The organism is Arthrobacter sp. T572, from assembly GCF_056780115.1.
Map to the genome: position 1 here is coordinate 454835 of NZ_JBRAZQ010000002.1, position 16854 is coordinate 471688.

Annotated in this window: 17 protein-coding genes; 7 read left to right on the forward strand and 10 right to left on the reverse strand. The window is 64.7% G+C overall.

Annotation, left to right across the window (positions count from 1 at the left end; translation table 11 throughout):
* Positions 1–38: 38 nt before the first annotated feature.
* The 3 genes from ACUYMZ_RS03340 to ACUYMZ_RS03350 all read left to right on the forward strand — a co-directional run bounded on the left by ACUYMZ_RS03340 (position 39) and on the right by ACUYMZ_RS03350 (position 3145).
* Entirely contained in the window at positions 39–1004 is a 966-nt protein-coding gene (locus ACUYMZ_RS03340) for a carbohydrate ABC transporter permease (RefSeq protein ID WP_481602092.1), read from the forward strand.
* Positions 1001–1966: a carbohydrate ABC transporter permease gene (locus ACUYMZ_RS03345; protein ID WP_426005598.1), complete on the forward strand. Its 966-nt coding sequence runs from the start codon at positions 1001–1003 to the stop codon at positions 1964–1966. Before ACUYMZ_RS03340 ends, ACUYMZ_RS03345 begins: the two co-directional genes overlap by 4 nt.
* A 123-nt stretch (positions 1967–2089) precedes the next feature.
* Positions 2090–3145, forward strand: a complete 1056-nt coding sequence (locus ACUYMZ_RS03350) for a LacI family DNA-binding transcriptional regulator (protein WP_426005599.1) — start codon at positions 2090–2092, stop codon at positions 3143–3145.
* A gap of 29 nt (positions 3146–3174) precedes the next feature.
* On the opposite strand, the gene ACUYMZ_RS03355 is transcribed toward ACUYMZ_RS03350, so the two are convergent.
* The 5 genes from ACUYMZ_RS03355 to ACUYMZ_RS03375 form a co-directional block, all read right to left on the reverse strand.
* On the reverse strand, positions 3175–4074 hold the full coding sequence (locus ACUYMZ_RS03355) for a DUF8083 family protein (protein WP_426005601.1): 900 nt from the start codon (positions 4072–4074) through the stop codon (positions 3175–3177).
* 36 nt (positions 4075–4110) lie between these two features.
* Positions 4111–4917: an exodeoxyribonuclease III gene (locus tag ACUYMZ_RS03360; protein ID WP_481602093.1), complete on the reverse strand. Its 807-nt coding sequence runs from the start codon at positions 4915–4917 to the stop codon at positions 4111–4113.
* A gap of 82 nt (positions 4918–4999) precedes the next feature.
* Positions 5000–5566: an HdeD family acid-resistance protein gene (locus ACUYMZ_RS03365; RefSeq protein ID WP_481602094.1), complete on the reverse strand. Its 567-nt coding sequence runs from the start codon at positions 5564–5566 to the stop codon at positions 5000–5002.
* 53 nt (positions 5567–5619) lie between these two features.
* A complete protein-coding gene (locus ACUYMZ_RS03370; RefSeq protein ID WP_481602095.1) occupies positions 5620–6246 on the reverse strand; it encodes a response regulator in 627 nt (208 codons plus the stop codon).
* Positions 6243–7430 carry a sensor histidine kinase gene (locus tag ACUYMZ_RS03375; protein ID WP_481602096.1) on the reverse strand — a complete coding sequence of 396 codons (1188 nt, stop codon included), beginning with the start codon at positions 7428–7430 and terminating at the stop codon, positions 6243–6245. Before ACUYMZ_RS03375 ends, ACUYMZ_RS03370 begins: the two co-directional genes overlap by 4 nt.
* Before the next feature lie 194 nt (positions 7431–7624).
* On the opposite strand from ACUYMZ_RS03375, the gene ACUYMZ_RS03380 reads away from it, so the two are divergent.
* From ACUYMZ_RS03380 to ACUYMZ_RS03390, 3 genes are all read left to right on the forward strand, one after another.
* A complete protein-coding gene (locus tag ACUYMZ_RS03380) occupies positions 7625–8200 on the forward strand; it encodes a GlcG/HbpS family heme-binding protein (protein WP_481602097.1) in 576 nt (191 codons plus the stop codon).
* 9 nt (positions 8201–8209) lie between these two features.
* A complete protein-coding gene (locus ACUYMZ_RS03385; protein WP_481602098.1) occupies positions 8210–8932 on the forward strand; it encodes an ankyrin repeat domain-containing protein in 723 nt (240 codons plus the stop codon).
* A gap of 365 nt (positions 8933–9297) precedes the next feature.
* Positions 9298–10536, forward strand: a complete 1239-nt coding sequence (locus ACUYMZ_RS03390; RefSeq protein WP_481602099.1) for an IS110 family RNA-guided transposase — start codon at positions 9298–9300, stop codon at positions 10534–10536.
* Positions 10537–10567: 31 nt separating this feature from the next.
* Here the strand turns inward: ACUYMZ_RS03390 and ACUYMZ_RS03395 are convergent, their stop codons facing one another.
* From ACUYMZ_RS03395 to ACUYMZ_RS03405, 3 genes are read right to left on the reverse strand one after another with little or no spacing between them, the layout of a single operon-like run.
* Positions 10568–11782, reverse strand: a complete 1215-nt coding sequence (locus tag ACUYMZ_RS03395) for an acetyl-CoA acetyltransferase (protein ID WP_481602100.1) — start codon at positions 11780–11782, stop codon at positions 10568–10570.
* Positions 11779–12471 carry a CoA transferase subunit B gene (locus ACUYMZ_RS03400; protein ID WP_481602101.1) on the reverse strand — a complete coding sequence of 231 codons (693 nt, stop codon included), beginning with the start codon at positions 12469–12471 and terminating at the stop codon, positions 11779–11781. The genes ACUYMZ_RS03395 and ACUYMZ_RS03400 overlap by 4 nt, the downstream gene beginning before the upstream one ends.
* 36 nt (positions 12472–12507) lie before the next feature.
* Positions 12508–13224 (reverse strand): CoA transferase subunit A, encoded by a 717-nt coding sequence (locus tag ACUYMZ_RS03405; RefSeq protein ID WP_442423297.1) that lies wholly within the window; start codon positions 13222–13224, stop codon positions 12508–12510.
* Between the two features lie 212 nt (positions 13225–13436).
* Between ACUYMZ_RS03405 and ACUYMZ_RS03410 the strand changes: the two genes are divergently transcribed.
* Entirely contained in the window at positions 13437–14189 is a 753-nt protein-coding gene (locus tag ACUYMZ_RS03410) for an IclR family transcriptional regulator (RefSeq protein WP_481605803.1), read from the forward strand.
* Between the two features lie 98 nt (positions 14190–14287).
* Here the strand turns inward: ACUYMZ_RS03410 and ACUYMZ_RS03415 are convergent, their stop codons facing one another.
* Together ACUYMZ_RS03415 and ACUYMZ_RS03420 are read right to left on the reverse strand one after the other, a co-directional pair.
* A complete protein-coding gene (locus ACUYMZ_RS03415; RefSeq protein WP_481602102.1) occupies positions 14288–14860 on the reverse strand; it encodes an N-acetyltransferase family protein in 573 nt (190 codons plus the stop codon).
* A gap of 33 nt (positions 14861–14893) precedes the next feature.
* Positions 14894–16777, reverse strand: a complete 1884-nt coding sequence (locus tag ACUYMZ_RS03420) for a cytochrome c biogenesis protein DipZ (RefSeq protein ID WP_481602103.1) — start codon at positions 16775–16777, stop codon at positions 14894–14896.
* Positions 16778–16854 lie beyond the last annotated feature (77 nt).

Consider the following 16854-nt stretch of genomic DNA (forward strand, 5'->3'; position numbering starts at 1 on the left):
GGAACTGAAGTGATTCACTCACGCCCCGGAGGTTGGGTATGGAATTTATAGGAGAAAAACTCCTTCAAGTAGTGATAGCCCTGGCGATTTTCGCAGCGGTGATCGGCCTCATCATGTTGCTGGTGGACAGGGCCCCCAAATCAATCAAAGACAAGGTCACGGTGGCGGGATTCCTTGCTCCTGCCGCGATCCTCATGGTGGTCGGCCTGGTCTATCCCGCCATCCGCACGTCCATGCTGGCGTTCACGGACGCCAGCGGGAACGGCAATGGTTTCGACAACTTCGTCTGGATGTTTACGCAGCCGGAGGCCTTGGTCACGCTGCGCAATACCGTCATTTGGACGGTACTGGTGCCTTTGCTGTCCACCGGCTTCGGCCTGGCCTACGCCGTGTTCATCGACAAGGCCAGGGGCGAGCGGGTCCTGAAGTCGTTGGTCTTCATGCCCATGGCCATCTCCTTCGTGGGCGCCGGCATCATCTGGAAACTCGTCTACGATTACCGGGGCCCGAACATCGAGCAAACCGGTGTCATCAATTTCTTCCGGGTGGCTTTGGGCATGGATCCCAAGCAATTCCTGCTGGACGCTCCGGAGAATACGATCTTCCTGATCATCGTGATGGTGTGGATCCAGACCGGTTTTGCCATGGTCATCCTGTCTGCTGCCATCAAGGGTGTCCCGGTGGAACTCATTGAGGCAGCCCGCCTGGACGGCGCCAACGCCTGGCAGCAGTTCCGGAACGTCACGGTTCCCGGCATCCGTGGAGCCCTGGTAGTGGTCCTGACCACCATCACGATCGCCACGCTGAAGGTCTTCGACATTGTCCGGACCATGACCGCCGGTAACTACGAGACGTCGGTTGTGGCGAACGAAATGTACACGCAGGCCTTCCGTGCCGGCGAACCTGGACGCGGCGCCGCCTTGGCCCTGGTCCTGTTCCTGATGGTCCTGCCGATCGTTGTGTACAACGCCCGAGTCCTTCGCAAGCAAAGGGAGATCCATTGACAGCCACGCCAGCCCCGAAAGAGGCCTCAAAGGCCGCCACCCGGCAGCGTCCTGGATCGGATCCCACGGAGGACGCCCAGCCCATCATGCGGCGCGTCAAGACCAAGCTGACGTCCAAGTGGGCAACAGCGGCGGCAATCATCATCGCCGTTGTGTGGTCCGTGCCGACGTTCGGCCTCTTCGTCACGTCGTTCCGTCCCGCCGCCAAGCAGGTGGGTCCCCGCTCTGACGGATGGTGGAATGCGTTCGTTGACTGGGACTTCACGTTCAAGAACTACGTGGACGTGCTGACCCCGGCGGGTTCGCAGTCCGCCAACCTCTCGCAGTACTTCGTCAACTCCATAGCGATCGTCATCCCCGTCACGGTCTTCGTGCTGGTGCTGGCAGCCATGGCCGCCTACGTGTTCGCCTGGGGCAAGTTCAAGGGCCGCGATGCCCTGTTCATTTTCGTCTTTGCCCTGCAGATCATTCCGCTCCAGATGGCACTGATCCCGCTCCTGCAGTTCTTCACGCAAACGCTGCAACTGCCGGCCGGATCCTACGCCCAGCTGTGGATTGCGCACACCATGTTCGGCCTCCCGCTGGGCATCTTCCTCCTCCACAACTTCATCTCGGAAATCCCCGGTGAAGTGATTGAGGCGGCAAGGGTGGATGGTGCCGGACACAGCACCATCTTCTGGCGCATCATCCTTCCACTGTCCGTTCCGGCCTTGGCGTCGCTGGCCATCTTCCAGTTCCTGTGGGTCTGGAACGACCTGCTGGTGGCCTTGGTGTTCTCCGGCGGAACGGCAGACGTTGCACCTATTACGCAACGTCTGGCCGAAATTTCGGGTACCCGTGGCGCCAGGGATTACCTCAACCCCGCAGCAGCCTTCGTCTCGATCATCATCCCGCTCCTGGTCTTCTTCGGCCTCCAGCGGTACTTCGTACGCGGCCTGCTGTCCGGCGGTCTCAAGGGATAACAACAAATGCGGCAGGTTACGCAGCGGGGACACCCCGCTGCGTAACCGGGGCCTGCACAAAATAGACTGTTTGTTCGCCAAAAGATAGTCACACAGGCACCGAGCAGCCGGAGAGGGGGACCTGTGACGCGTGCGACGGGTAGGTCCCAACGCGGTGGCCATGCCGGCGTCAGCATCGAGGACGTCGCCGCGGCCGCCGGAGTCTCCACCGCGACGGTTTCGAGGGCGGTCCGCGGACTCCCAAGGGTTTCCCCGGCGACCCGCGAGAAGATCCTGGAAGTCGCCGCGTCGCTGGGTTACGTGGCGTCGTCCTCCGCCTCGGGTCTGGCTACCGGACGGACCCGCACCGTGGGCGTCCTCGCCCCGTTCGTCAGCCGCTGGTTCTTCTCCAAAGCGATTGAGGGAGCAGACCGGGAACTTCACTCACGCAACTACAACCTCTCCCTGTTCAACCTGGGCGGCCACGGCAGCAACCGCGAGCGGCTGTTCAGTTCCACCATGGTCTATAAGCAGATCGACGCCCTGCTGGTCCTCTGCATGGCCCTGGGCGAAGAGGAACTGGGCCACCTCCACAAGCTGGACATTCCGCTGGTGGTGGTAGGCGGGCACGTTGAGGATTGCGCGTACATCGGGATCAATGATTACGACGCCGCGTCCACCGCCGTGCGGCACCTGCTGGAGTTGGGGCACACGGACATCGCATTGCTGCATGGCGACGACGAGACCGACCTGAACTTCGATGTTCCCCGCGTGCGGATCCGCGCGTTCCAGGAGGTCATGGCCGACGCCGGCCTGGAGGTCCGTCCCGAATGGGACGAATGGGGGGATTTCACGGTAGCCAGTGGGCAGCAAGCGTTCAACCGGTTGTGGGGCAGGCCCGGCCGGAAGCCCACGGCCATCTTCTGTTCTTCCGACGAGATGGCCATGGGCGTCATCTTCGAAGCAGCACGGCACGGTGTCCGGGTACCGGAGGACCTTTCCGTGATCGGGATCGACGACCACGATTTTTCGGCCTCGCTGGGACTGACCACAGTGGGCCAGCGCCCAGACAACCAAGCTGAACTGGGCACCAAAATGCTGCTTGACGAGCTGGACGGGATCACCGGCGCCGTGCATTCCCAAGTGGCGCCCCACCGGCTTATCGTCCGCGAGACCACCGCTCCGCCCTGCGCCAACTAGGAATCATCTCCTGGCGGGAGCTACGGCAACTACGACGCCCGCGCCAATTGGCGGATGGGGATCCACCGCGAAGCCAGCCTGCGGTAGGCTGCCGCGGCGCCGGTCATGTCCCCTTCAGCCAGACATTCGATGCCAAGGCGCACGTCCATGGGGGATTCGTCCGGATACACCTTGTCCGCCACGGCGCCGTAGTCGAGCTCAACCATCGATTGCTCATGGAACAACTCCAGCCATTCCGTCAGCTGCGTCAGGTCATCCAGCATGTCCAGATCGGGCGCAGCCAGGGCCAGGTGGGCCACGGCGAAGCGCGCCCTGTCCAGGGCTTCCATCAGGGGCGTCCATACCCGGACGGTGACGATCCGGCCATCAGCCTCCACCACGTCCGTACGGTCCGATTCAGCGAACAGGGAGAACCAACTGAAAGGGATGCCCCACGTGGATGCCCGGGTATGGACCCGCTTGGCGTCCTCGCCGGCGTTGATCCGGTCGATCCGGAGCTGGTGCCTGTCCCGCTGCGGAACCGGAATCAGGAGATCGGCCAGCGGACTGTGCACGCCGTCCATGAGGGCGTTTGCCGCCAAGCCGGCCCGGATCACGAGCTGGCTGGGGCAGTAAAGCAGCCGCCCCGCGTCGTGCTCCTGCGGGACCTCGCCGGAATCATCAGGTGCCGCATGCCGCCCGGCGGGGACGCGGGTCATCCGGACCAGGTCGGTCCGCCCTGTGGGAAAGGGGTCACCGCCCGGGCGGGTGATGCGTCCGAGCGAGGCCTGCAGCTCCGCATTCTCGACGGCGGCCCGGGAACCGATCCTGCCGCTGTCCGCCACGAGTTGGCGCTGTTGTTCGGGAGGAAAGGCCTCCAGGGGCTCGTAGATGCGCAGTGATGACGAAAAGGGCAGGCCGGCCTGGCCCCTGTACAGGTTCCCGCTCATGTCCAACCAGCCCCTTTCGTCCGAGTCAGTGAATGGTCAGTCTGCGAGCTCCACAATCACCGGAGCGTGGTCCGAGGCACCCTTGCCCTTGCGTTCCTCGCGGTCGATCGAGGCGCCGGTGACCCGGGCTGCCAGGGGAACGGACGCAAGGCAGAAGTCGATCCGCATGCCTTCCTTCTTGGGGAAGCGCAGCTGTGTGTAGTCCCAGTAGGTGTAGACACCGGGGCCCGGGGTGTAGGGGCGGACGACGTCGGTGAAGCCTGCTGTTTCGAACGCGTGGAAAGCTGCGCGCTCGGGTTCGCTGACGTGCGTGAAGTTGTTGTTGCGGAACAGCTCTATGTCCCAGACGTCGTCGTCGAAGGGTGCGATGTTCCAGTCGCCCATGAGGGCGATCTGGGCGCTGGGGTCGGCCTGGGCCCATGCGGCTGCCTGGTCGCGGAGGACTTCGAGCCACTTGATCTTGTAGGGCATGTGTTCGTCATCCAGGGAGCGGCCGTTGGGGACGTACAACGACCAGATGCGGATCCCTGCACAGGTAGCGGCGATGGCCCGGGCTTCCTGGGCCGGGTCCTTGCCGGCCTTGCCGAACGCCGGTTGGTCCACGAACGTGCGCTCCACGTCTTCCAGGCCTACCCGCGAGGCGATGGCAACGCCGTTCCACTGGTTCAGGCCGAAGTGGGCGACCTCGTAACCCATGCGCTCGAACAGCTCCCACGGGAAGTTGTCGTCCTTGCATTTGGTTTCCTGGATGGCCAGGACATCACAGTCGCTGCGCTCGAGCCAGGCTTCCACGCGGTCGGCGCGTGCGCGGAGGGAGTTCACGTTCCAGGTAGCTATCTTCACAGCAACTAACTTACCGAACTTGGCGCTGAGCGCATCCCTTGGTGCCGGTCTCCCTGGAATCCGGGCTGATGGTACCTGCGGCTCAGTGCGCGTACAGGAACTGCGAGGAAGGGCCCCTGCGGAGCCTGATCCCGCACACAATCAGCAGCAACCCCGCCACCACGGAGAACGCCGCGAGGAAGGCCGCCATGCTCAACAGGCCCAGTCCGGGGTTGAGGAGCAGGAAGAGTCCGAACGCCGCCGTCAGGAAACCGGTCAGCACCCACACGCCCCAGCCGCTCATGGTCTCCCTTGCGGCGAACGCCAGAATGATTTCCGAAAGCCCCAGCACCAATGCCCAGAGGCCAAGGAGCACCCCGAACGCAGCGGCTGTCAGCCCCGGCCACGCCACTGCCGCAAGTCCTGCAGAGATGGACACGAAGCCACCCACCAGGGTCCACCGGGAATGGCGGGAAGGATCGTAGAAATAGTGCGCCACGTTGGTCAGGCCGTCCGTGACGGCAAAGACGGCGAAGGCTAGGATCAGCCCGAACACCGTGGCCACAGGCAACGCCGCCACCAGGAAGCCGAACAGCACGGCAATGATTCCCCGGACCAGCAATGCTGTTCCCGAATGCTTGAACATCCTGCGTCCCGAAGCGTCGGACATACGGTCAGCTTAATCGAACGGACCTCCCGGAAACAGAGGCATACGGGGCTTCCTTAGCGCATTCCTTCGCGTCGGATGGCGGTCGCAATGGCAGCCGCCCGTGTCTCCACGCCGAGCTTGGCATAGATGTGGGCAAGGTGGGTTTTGACCGTCGCCTCGGAAATGAACAGCCGCTTGCCCAAGTCACGGTTGCTCAGGCCCTGGGTAAGGAGGCTCAGGAGTTCGGCCTCGCGCGGGGTGAGGATTTCGTCCGGGTTCCGCAACTGCTGGAACAGCCGCGAAGCCACGGGCGCACTCATGACGCTCTTGCCCTGCACCGCGCCGCGGACGGCAGCGAAGATTTCCTCCGGGGCCGCGTCCTTGAGCAGGTAGCCCATGGCGCCGGTGTCGACGGCCCGCACGATATCGGCGTCCGAGTCATAGGTGGTGAACACGATCACGGCCTGCCGGGGATTGCGCTGACGGAGCTGCTTGATGGCTTCGATCCCATCCATTCCGGAGCCCATCGCCAGATCCATCAGCACAACAGCCGGTTGGTGTTCTGCCGCGGCCTGCAGGGCTTCCTCACCCGATGCGGCTTCGGCGACGACGGCGATGTCCGCCTGGGTGCCCAGCAGCGCCTTGAGGCCGCTCCGGACTACCGTATGGTCGTCCACCAGGAGCACGGAAATGGTGGTCACGGAGTCTCCTTTGGCTGGAAGCCGGTGCCTTGAAGGGGCAACTGCGCCGCGATGATGGTGCCTTCGCCGGGCCCGCTTTCCACCGACAATTGTCCTCCCAGTTGTTCCATGCGCTGGCGCATGGCCCGCAAACCGTACCCTCCGGTTTCCGACGGCGGAGGTACCGCCGCGGGATCAAAGCCGCGGCCGTCGTCGTACACGTCCAGGGTGACCGCCTCCGGAAGGTAACCGAGCGTGACGCTGGCGTGCCCGGCGTCGGAGTGGAGCTTGATGTTGGCCACGGCGCTTTGGGTCACCCGGATCAGCGCGTGGCGCACTTCCGGCGGGACAGGCAGGGGATCGCCGGTTACCTGGAAGCGGACGTTGTCCACATGCTGCCGCGCGGCGTGCTCCACGGCCTCCGCGAGCGGCCCGCTCTCCAGGCCGGGCGCGGAGAGTTCATGGACCAGGCTGCGGGTGTCGGCGAGGTTCCGCCGCAGCAACCCGGTCGCTTTTGCCACGTCCTCCCGGGCATCCGCCTCCGGCCACGACCTCTGGGCGGCTTCCAGGAGAAGGAGGCTGCTGGCCAGGCCCTGGGTCACGGTGTCGTGGATTTCGCGGGAAACGCGTTCACGTTCCGCGGCGATGCCGGCCGCCCGTTCCGTGGCGGTGAGTTGCTCCTGCGCCCGCGTGACCTCTTCCGCCAGCCTGCGCTGGAGGGCGGCATCGCGTTCGATTTTGTCGTACGTCAGCGTCAGCAGGGCTCCCGCTGCCAGCGGACCCAGCAGCATGGCCACGTCCGTCCAACCGCTCATCCGGAAAAGCCCGACGGCGGTAGCGGCGGCCGTCGCCCCGCCCGCCACGTACGCGGCCACTCCGGTGAACGCGGTGCGGGCCAGGAAGAAGATCGCAAAGGAGCACCAGGCAAAACTGGGAGCCGCCACCACCAACGCCGCCCAGGCCGCAAGGAGGGCGACCATCCACGGCAGGGTGCGTCCGGCGTTCCTCCTGTGGGCCAGCACGGCAGTCGCGGCGTAAAGAGCGCACACCGCAGCGGCCAAGGCGACTGTCCACAGGTTGTCGGCGGGGGAGTGGCGCATGACATAACGGACGGCTGAAGCCACCATCAGCACCGCGAAGCCCAGGTGCACCACGATGTCGATCCGGCCGTCGATGCGGCCGGCGGCGGAAGTGGGGGCTGGCATGAGGGTTCCCGTTCGGTTGAGGGCGCTCTTTCCATGCTAAATCCCGCGCAGCCACCGGTCTCTCCAACTTTTGGCTGATACCGGTGGCGGAAAGGCTGAGGCCGGTCCCTGCGGCTGGCCGATGCGGGCACGGGGTGCCGGGCGGAAGCATGGAGCTGTACCGGATTGACCGTGCCTACTGCGAGGAGAACCCCGTGAAGAAGTCGAAGAAGATGATCGCCGCCGCTGCCGCCGGAGCATTGCTGCTCACCGGTGGCGTCACTGCTGTTGCCAACGCCGTTGCGCCGCAGGCCGCTCCCGCTGCCGCGGTTGCGAAGGTTCCGGCCGATGTGCAGCCGGCGCCCGAGAACGTCGTCGCCCAGAACCGCATCACCGTGGGTGCGTCCAGCAAGGCAGTCAATGCTGCGCTCGCCAAGTGCCAGGCCGACAAGCTGCCGTTCGTCACTGTGGCCCTGGTTGACCGTTTCGGTACGGTCCAGGCGCTCCTCCGCGGCGACAACGCCGCCGAGCACACCATCGAGGCCGCCAAGCAGAAGGCCTACACCGCTGCCGCCTTTGGCGCTCCCACCAGTGAACTTGCCAAGCGCATCAACGGCAACGGTCCGTCCATCGCCGACCTCCCCGGCACCCTCTACCTCGCCGGCGGCGTGCCGCTGAAGGTGAACGGTGTCTCGGTGGCGGGTATCGGCGTCGGCGGTGCTCCCGACGGCGCCCTGGACGAAGCCTGCGCCACCGCCGGAGCCGATGCCCTGGCTGCAGCGGCGAAGTAGCCTCGACGTATGAGTTTGTGGAAAGCGCGCGGCCTGGCCGCGGGTTCGGCGATGCTGCTCGCCGGGCTCGTGGCCGGCTGCGTGCCGTCTGCGGCACCTGAGCCGGCAGGCCCGACGGCGGCTGTCCCGCCTTCCGGCCCCGTCTCCGCCCAAGCAGCTCCAACAGCCCCGCCGTCGAGCGCGGGTGGCGGCCCGACGTCGTCGTCCCCTGCCGCGCCGCCGAAACTGTCACCGGAGGACCAGATGGAAACCGACCGGCTGCTCATCCTCGCCGCCAAGGCCAACGATCCCGTGCGCGTCCGGGAGTTGATTGCCGCCGGCGGAAACGTCAACGCGAAGGACGACATCCAGGACTCCGCGTTCCTGTATGCCGGAGCGGAGGGGTTCAACGAGGTCCTGCAGTTGACCCTGGATGCCGGGGCCGATGTCCGCAGCATCAACCGGTACGGCGGAACGGCGCTGATCCCTGCGAGCGAGCACGGGCACACGGAAACGGTGCGGATACTCATTGCCGCCGGAGTGCCTGTGAACCACGTGAACAACCTGGGCTGGACCGCTATGCAGGAGGCGATCCTGCTCAACAACGGCGGGCCGAACCAGCAGGACGTCGTGCGGCAGTTGCTCGCGGCCGGGGCCGACCCGGACATCCGCGATCCCCAAGGCCGGACTGCCCTGCAGAACGCAGAGAGGCTCGGATTTACGGAGATCGCGGCCCTGATCCGCAACCGCTGACCACCCTGTCTCACCTCCCCCCGCCTACCCAACTGGGTCGCAGTTAAGCGCGTTTAGACCCGTCAAAACATGCTTAAGTGCGACCCAGCGTGTGAGTGCCTTCGGCGCGCCGTGATCCGGGAAAGTATGCGGTTGGCATGCCTGGGCTCTGGTGGGCTCTGCCCATACGGGTTGATCATGGGATTGTTCATCTCGGTGAACGCCGGCCCAACTTGGTGCCTTGAGTCCGTGACCCAGCGTGGCGTGGAGGACTTCCACGGGAACCGTGGATTGTTGCTTTCAAGCACGGGTACTAGATTCCTGAATATTCTCCCTGTCCTCCCCGAGACGACGCCGGTAACTGGATGTATTGAAGGGAAGCTGGAATGGACATTGTTCATGAACGGGCCGCGGGAATGGATATTTCCAAACGCGACGCGAAGGTCTGCGTGCGGGTCCCCGGAGAACGGGCAGGGACCTACACCTCAAAGGTCACAACCTGGGGCGCGACCACGCACGCGATCCTGGAACTTCGGGAGTTCCTCGAACGCGAACACGTCACTGTTGTGGTGATGGAAGCGACCAGCGATTACTGGAAACCGTTCTTCTACCTGTTCGAAGAAACCCTGCCGGTGATGCTGGTCAACGCCAAAGTCGCCCGGAACATCCCGGGACGCAAAACCGATGTCTCCGACGCCGCGTGGCTGGCCCAACTGGCCGCGCACGGGCTGCTGCGGGCATCATTCGTGCCGCCCGAACCCATCCGCGAACTGCGGGACCTCACCCGGGCCCGCGCCATCGCTACCCGCGACCGGGCCCGGGAAATCCAAAGGCTGGAGAAGTTCCTGGAAAGCTCCGGGATCAAACTCTCTTCCGTGGTTTCAGACCTGACCGGGGTCTCTTCCCGGGACATGCTCGAAGCCCTCATCAACGGCGAACGGAACCCCGAGGTGCTGGCCGGGATGGCCCGTGGAATGCTGCGCTCGAAAATCCCGGCACTGGTCGACGCCCTCACCGGCAGGTTCAAACCCCACCACGCCTTCATGGCACGACTGCACCTGGACCAGATCGACGCCCGCACCCGCACCATCGATACCCTCACGGCACGGATTGAGGAGGCGATGGAACCCTTTCGTGAGGCCAGGGAAGCCCTGGCCACCATCCCCGGAGTATCCCAACGAGTCGCCGAAGTGATCATCGCCGAAACCGGAGCTGACATGAGCGTGTTCGAAACCCCGGGCCGGCTCGCGTCCTGGGCCGGGGTCTGCCCCAGCGCCAACGAATCCGCCGGCAGGATCAAATCCAGCCACATCATGCCCGGCAACAAATACCTCAAAGCAGCACTCGGCACCGCGGCCATGTCCGCGACCCGATCCAAAAACACCTACCTCGCCGCGAGATACCGCCGCATCACCGCCCGTTCCGGAACCAACAAAGCCCTCGTCGCCATCGAACACTCCATCCTCACAGCGGCCTGGCACATGCTCCGCAACGGCGAGTGCTACACCGACCCAGGCGCCGACCACTTCACCAGGATCAACCCAACCAGAGCCAAGAACAACGCCATCAAACAACTCAACAACCTCGGCTACAACGTCACCATCACCCCGGTCACCGCAGCCTAACCCACCACTACTTTCGTACTAGTTGGGAGGGCTAGAGCGCTTCGAGGACGCTCACGTAGTTGGCGATGCCCACCCCACCCATGTTCTGGACGGCGCCGCGCCGGGCACCCGGGAGTTGCATGTCCCCGGCGGTGCCGCTGAGCTGCATGGCCGCGATGACGTGCTGCGAAACTCCGGTGGCACCCACCGGGTGGCCCTTCGCTTTCAGGCCGCCCGACACGTTGACGGGCAGCTTTCCGTCCTTGTACACCCAGCCTTCCTTGACGGCCCGGGAACCCTCGCCGCGTGGGGCCAGGCCCATGGCCTCATACATGATGAGTTCGGCGATGGTGAAGCAGTCGTGAACCTCGGCAAAGTCCAGGTCCTCCACTCCCACGCCCGCCATGGTGAACGCCCGCTCCCACGAAGCCCGGGTGGCAGCGAATTCGGTGGGGTCGCGCTTCTCCGCGGGGAAGAAATCATTGGCGTGGCCAAAACCGGCAAGGCGCACGGCTGCGGTAGCGCCGTTGGTTGCCGTGGTGGACAGTACGACGGCGGCAGCACCGTCCGAGACCGGCGAGCAGTCAGTGCGGCGTAAGGGATCGGCCACCATGGGGTTCTTCTCGGAGATGGTCCGGCAGAACTCTTCGCCAAAGTCGCGGTGCATTTGGGCGTACGGGTTGTCCATGCCGTTGCGGTGGTTCTTGGCCGAGATGGAGCCAAGGACATCCCCGAGGCCCGCTTCAAACCCCGGGCCGGCGATGTCCGCGCCGTAGCGCTTCCCGTAGTGCTTGGCGACCTCGGCAAAAAGACCCGTGAACCCGGTGGTGGAAGGCTTTCCGGCCATCTCATAAGAGGCACCCAGGAGGGCCGCCCCCACGACGTCGGCTCCGGCATCGGTCATCTTCTCGGCACCGATCACCAGCACATTCCGGGCAGTGCCCGCGAGGACAGACTTCACGCCCTGCTGGAACGCCGCGGAACCGGAAGCACACGCGTTCTCCGTGCGGGTTGCCGGGACGTTGGCCAGGTCCGCGGAGACCTGCAGTGCCAGGGACGACGTGAAGCCCAGGGGCTGCATGCCGGAGTTGAACTGGCCAAGGTAGATCTCGTCGATGTCCTTGGGGTCCAGGCCAGAGTTCCGGATCGCTTCACCGGCTACCTGGACGATCAGGGTCTCCAAGGTCTCGTCAGTGAGCTTGCCGAATTTGCTGTGGCCCCAGCCTGTGAGCAGGATGTCCTTGCCGAATTGATCCTTGAGGCTCATGCGTTGGCTCCTTCCAGGGTGTGTGCTTCTGCGTCCAGCGCGACCGTGAACTGCGCCTCCGTCTTGTCGCGCAGCTCGTCCACCGTCACGCCCGGGGCGAGGCGGGTCAGCAGCAGGCGCGTGCCGCCGTCGTGCGTTTCATCAGGCGCGATGTCAAAAACGGCGAGGTCCGTGATGATGCGGTCCACGCACTTCAGGCCCGTGAGGGGGAGCGTGCATTCGGTGACGATCTTGGGCGATCCGTCCTTGGCGTTGTGCTCAGTCAGGACCACCACCCGGGGCGTCCCGGCTACCAGGTCCATGGCACCGCCCATGCCCTTGACCATCTTGCCCGGAATGGTCCAATTGGCGAGGTCCCCGATGCCGGAGACCTGCATGGCGCCCAGGATGGCGACCTTCACATGGCCGCCGCGGATCATGCCGAACGAGGTGGCGGAGTCGAAAATACTGCCGCCGGTGTTGATGGTGACGGTCTGTTTGCCCGCGTTGATGAGGTCGGCGTCTTCCTCGCCCTCATAGGGGAACGGGCCCATGCCGAGCAGGCCGTTCTCGCTCTGCAGGACCACCCGCACGCCGTCGGGCAGGTTGTTGGCCACCAGCGTGGGGATGCCGATGCCGAGGTTGACGTAGTCGCCGTCATTGAGTTCTTCGGCCGCGATGGCGGCCATCTGGTCACGTGTCCATGCCATGGTGTGTGCTCCTTTTAGTCTGCTTGGACGGCCGCGTTAGACGGCTGCGGGTTCGAGGCGCTGGCGGACCGTGCGCTGTTCGATGTCCTTGACCCGGTTGCTTGCCTGGACGAGCCTTTGGACATACACGCCCGGGGTCACGATGTGGTTCGGGTCCAGTTGGCCGGGCTCCACGATGACCTCCGCCTCGGCGATGGTCACTGTGCCCGCTGTGGCAACCACCGGGTTGAAGTTCCTCGCCGTGTAGCGGTAGATCAGGTTGCCGTCGGTGTCCGCGGTGTGCGCGTGAACCAAGGCGATATCTGCCGTGATGGCGCGCTCGCGGACGTACGTCACGCCGTCGAACTCTTCATGGGGCTTGCCTTCGGCAACCAGGGTTCCCACTCCGGTGCGGGTGTAGAAAGCGGGGATGCCCGCACCGCCCGCGCGGAGGCGTTCAGCGAGCGTGCCCTGGGGCGTGAATTCGACCTCCAGCTCGCCGGCCAGGTACTGCTCGGCGAACAGCTTGTTCTCGCCGACGTACGAGGCGATGACCTTGCGGACCTGGCCCGCCTCGATGAGGACTCCCAAGCCCTTGCCGTCGATACCCATGTTGTTGGAAACGATGGTGAGGTCCTTGACGCCCGACTCGCGGACGGCGTCGATCAGGTCGGCGGGTATGCCGCTGAGGCCAAAACCGCCGACGGCGATCGTCTGGCCGTCTGCCAAAAGGTCATGGAGCGCTTGGGTTGCGGAGGGATGCAGCTTGGACATTGGGCGACTCCTCGTTGAGTATCCACTTTGTGGACCGGCGTTTCGTTGATCTTGAGCCTAAGAGCGGCGCTCCTTCTGAGCAACGGCAGCCAAGCTTCCCGACTCACGCTGTGGACGATAGGATGCTAGGTGTCCATATTGTGGATGAAAATTCAGGAGCAGCTGTGACGGCCACTAAATCCGCATCCTCCAACCCGGTCCAAGGCGCCCAAGTGGTGGGACGCGTTGCCCTGCTGCTGAGGCTTGTCGGCCGAAAACCCGGCGGCATGTCCTTGGCGAGGTTGGTCCGGGAGTCGGGGCTGACCCGGCCCACGGTGTACCGCCTTTTGACATCGCTGGCAGTCGAGGGCCTGGTGGAACACGAGGAAGCCACCGGTAAATGGGTCCTTGGACCGGAGATTTTCCTGTTGGGTACCGTGGCAGCGGCCCGCTTTCCCATGGAAGACATCGCCCGGCCGTCCCTGCGCAGGCTCGCGGCTGAAACGGGTGAGAGCGCCTTCTTTTCCATCCGGCGTGGCAATGAAACCGTGTGCGTGCTGCGGGAAGAGGGCTCATTTCCCATCAGGTCGTTCGTCCTGCATGAAGGCGTGCGCTTCCCGTTGGGCGTCGCGTCCGCGGGGACGGCGATCATGGCTTTCCTGCCGGAGACGGAGCAGGAGTCGTTGCTCGCCGACTGGGAAGGGCATGCCGGTGAATTCGCCGTGGGACATCCCGCCGACGTGGTGCGGGGAAACCTGGAGCAGACCAGGCTGGCCGGCTACTCGGTGAACCCGGGGCTGGTTCTGGAAGGAAGCTGGGGCATGGGTTCGGCAGTTTTCGACCGGCAGGGCCACCCGGCCTGGGCCCTGTCCTTGACCGGGATCGAGCCGCGGTTCCGGGCGGAGCGCCAGGAGTTCCTCGGCAAACTCCTCCTCGAGGAAGCCCACCGGATGACCGCGCGTCTGCAAGGGTCCCAGCCCAACTAGGTCGCAGTTAAGCGCGTTTTGAGGGCTCAAAACGCGCACAAATGCGACCTAGTTGGGGGAGTTGGGGGCGGGGGCGTGGGGGAGTTGGGGGTGGGGCGTTAGGGGAGGTCCAAACGCATCAGGACCCTGGGGAAGCCGTTGAGGACGGACGTCGTTTCGGCTACCTTTTTGAACCCGGCTTTCTCGAACAGCCTGCGGGTTCCTACGTACGCCATGGTCAGGTCCACCTTGCCGCCCTTGTTGTCCACGGGGTATCCCTCGATGGCCGGGGCCCCGTATTTCCTGGCCATCTCCACGGCCCCCGCCAGCAGATGGTGCGAGATGCCCTTCCCACGGTGGCCCGGCCGCACCCGGATGCACCACACGGACCAAACCGGGGAGTCGTCCACGTGCGGGATCTTCCGGTTCGTCGCGAAACTGGTGTCCGCACGCGGGTGGACGGCTGCCCACCCAACCACGTCGTCGCCGTCGTACGCCAAAACACCCGGAGGCGGGTCTTCGGCGACCAGCTTCTCCACATATTCGCCGCGGGCTTCCTTCTGGAGGCTCTGGTTCAGCTTGGACGGGATGCGATAGCTCAGGCACCAGCACACGTTGGAGCCGGGGTTTTTGGGTCCCACCATGGTCTTGACGTCTTCGAACACCGTGGCAGGGCGGACTTCGATAGCCATCCGCCCATCCTGCCACCGTTCGAAAGGCTGCTGCTACCCAAATGTAAACGAGTACGCCTGGATCCCTTGCGGAACCCGTACTTCGAGCTTGCCCGGGCGGATGTCCGGATCGTCCACGATCTTGTACAGCGTCGGCGTGCCGGAAACCGCCACGGGAGTGGCCTTGCCGTCGCGGACCACATCCAGCGAACCCTCACCGCTCACCACGATGTACACCTGTTTGGCGTGGTAATTCAGGGTGATGGAAGAACCGGCACCCGTGGGGGTAATGGACTGCGTGCCAATGTCCCACCCGCCGGCCAGGGCGAAACTGTCAGCGGGCTGCGAAGCAGGGACGGTGTACGTGCCCACCCCGGCCTTATACGGTTCACTCCCCGCATAGTTGACCTTCTTGGTCACGCCCAAATACGTCTCGGGAGTCGTGGCACCCGCTACCGGGCCGTCGTCGGACGCTTCCACTGGCTCCGGCAGCTCAACGGACGGATCGGCCTGCTTCAGCAGCTCACGGATCAGCCGTTCCGTGGTCTGGTAGCCGCCCTCGCCGAACTTGATGTGCCGCACCGTGCCCTCGGAATCAATCAGGTAGTGGGCCGGCCAGTAACGATTGCGGTAGTTGGTCCAGGTGGAGAGGTTGTTGTCGATGGCCACGGGGTAGGTGATGCCCAGGCCCTGTGCGCCGGACACGACGTTCCGGACTTCCTTCTCAAATGCGTATTCCGGGGAGTGCACGCCGATAACTTCCAGCCCGGCGTCTTTGTAGGCTCCGTACCAGTCGGTGAGGTGCGGAATGGAGCGTTGGCAGTTAATGCAGGAGTATGCCCAGAAATCCACCAGGACCACCTTGCCCTTGAGGTCCTTCAGGTTCACAGGCTGGTTGCCGGGGGTGTTGAACCATTCCTGGATCCCCTTGAGGTCCGGCGCAGTGCCGCAGGACTCCAGCTCGGCCGCACCGTTGCTGCATTTGTCCAGATCCCTGTTCTGGTCGTTCACGAGCCCGCCGAGGTCCAGCGCCTTCTTCACCGATTCGTTGTCCTGCACTTGTTCCTGGAGTGTGGAGGTGTAGTCGGGGACCAGCTTCTGGAGCAGCTGGGGGAGATTGAAGACCAAGCCAATGGCCAGGGCGATCATCATGATGCCGCCGGTGATACGGATCTTCCGCTGATTGCGCCGGAAGGCCTTGACCCGTTCGGCAACCCGCCGTCCAGCGAGGGCAAACACCAGCAGCGGAATGGCCGCGCCCACGGCGAAGGTCAGCGTCAGCACGATCGTCTCCGGACCCACCTGGCCGGTTGCCCCGGCCACCGCGATGGCGGCCAGCACTGGTCCTGCACAGGGAACATACACGACGCCGAGCGCCAGACCCAGCACCAGCCCGCCGTTTTCCGTCCCCACCTGCTTCTGCGGAATCCACGAGAATGGCTTCTCCAGGATGTGCTGGAAACGGTCGAAGATCAGGCCAAGCCCGATCAGCACCAGCACGGTCAGCCCGATCCACCGCAGCAGGTCCTGCGGCAGGTTCAGCAGCGTCAGCAGGAAAGATCCTGCCAGCGTGAAGGTGCTGAAGCTGATGACCAGGCCAAGGATCACCAGATAGGGACGCCACCCGGCTGCGCGCCGTTGGGCACGGTCGGAGGGGGTCCCGACGGCGGTCGCTTCCTTTTGTGTGGCAACGGAACCACGTTCGACGGCGGCAGTTCCGGCGCTGCTGCCGGGTGACCCGGCTGCTGCGGTGCTGTGGGCGCGGAGTCCGTTGCCGGCGTCGGAGTTGTCCTTGGCGGCCGGGGCCTTGCTGCCGGTACGTTGGCGGGCCCCCTGGGCGCCGCCCGATAGAAATATCACCGGGAGGACCGGCAGGATGCACGGCGAGATTCCCGTGATGAGCCCGCCGAGCAGGCCGATGAGTGCCAATTGCAGCATTGAGTCTCCCAACGTAGCCGGGCCGGCCGTGTGGTGGTCCGGCTCCGGGATCTGCAGGAAGTTCGGAGCGGCAGGGC

What these genes read in the sequence shown, in the direction of transcription:
- ACUYMZ_RS03395 (WP_481602100.1), bottom strand. Translation starts at nt 11,782, where the DNA reads ATGAGCCTCAAGGATCAATTCGGCAAGGACATCCTGCTCACAGGCTGG.
- ACUYMZ_RS03365 (WP_481602094.1), bottom strand. Translation starts at nt 5,566, where the DNA reads ATGTCCGACGCTTCGGGACGCAGGATGTTCAAGCATTCGGGAACAGCA.
- ACUYMZ_RS03340 (WP_481602092.1), top strand. Translation starts at nt 39, where the DNA reads ATGGAATTTATAGGAGAAAAACTCCTTCAAGTAGTGATAGCCCTGGCG.
- ACUYMZ_RS03420 (WP_481602103.1), bottom strand. Translation starts at nt 16,777, where the DNA reads ATGCTGCAATTGGCACTCATCGGCCTGCTCGGCGGGCTCATCACGGGA.
- ACUYMZ_RS03405 (WP_442423297.1), bottom strand. Translation starts at nt 13,224, where the DNA reads ATGTCCAAGCTGCATCCCTCCGCAACCCAAGCGCTCCATGACCTTTTG.
- ACUYMZ_RS03355 (WP_426005601.1), bottom strand. Translation starts at nt 4,074, where the DNA reads ATGAGCGGGAACCTGTACAGGGGCCAGGCCGGCCTGCCCTTTTCGTCA.
- ACUYMZ_RS03400 (WP_481602101.1), bottom strand. Translation starts at nt 12,471, where the DNA reads ATGGCATGGACACGTGACCAGATGGCCGCCATCGCGGCCGAAGAACTC.
- ACUYMZ_RS03390 (WP_481602099.1), top strand. Translation starts at nt 9,298, where the DNA reads ATGGACATTGTTCATGAACGGGCCGCGGGAATGGATATTTCCAAACGC.
- ACUYMZ_RS03415 (WP_481602102.1), bottom strand. Translation starts at nt 14,860, where the DNA reads ATGGCTATCGAAGTCCGCCCTGCCACGGTGTTCGAAGACGTCAAGACC.
- ACUYMZ_RS03375 (WP_481602096.1), bottom strand. Translation starts at nt 7,430, where the DNA reads ATGCCAGCCCCCACTTCCGCCGCCGGCCGCATCGACGGCCGGATCGAC.
- ACUYMZ_RS03385 (WP_481602098.1), top strand. Translation starts at nt 8,210, where the DNA reads ATGAGTTTGTGGAAAGCGCGCGGCCTGGCCGCGGGTTCGGCGATGCTG.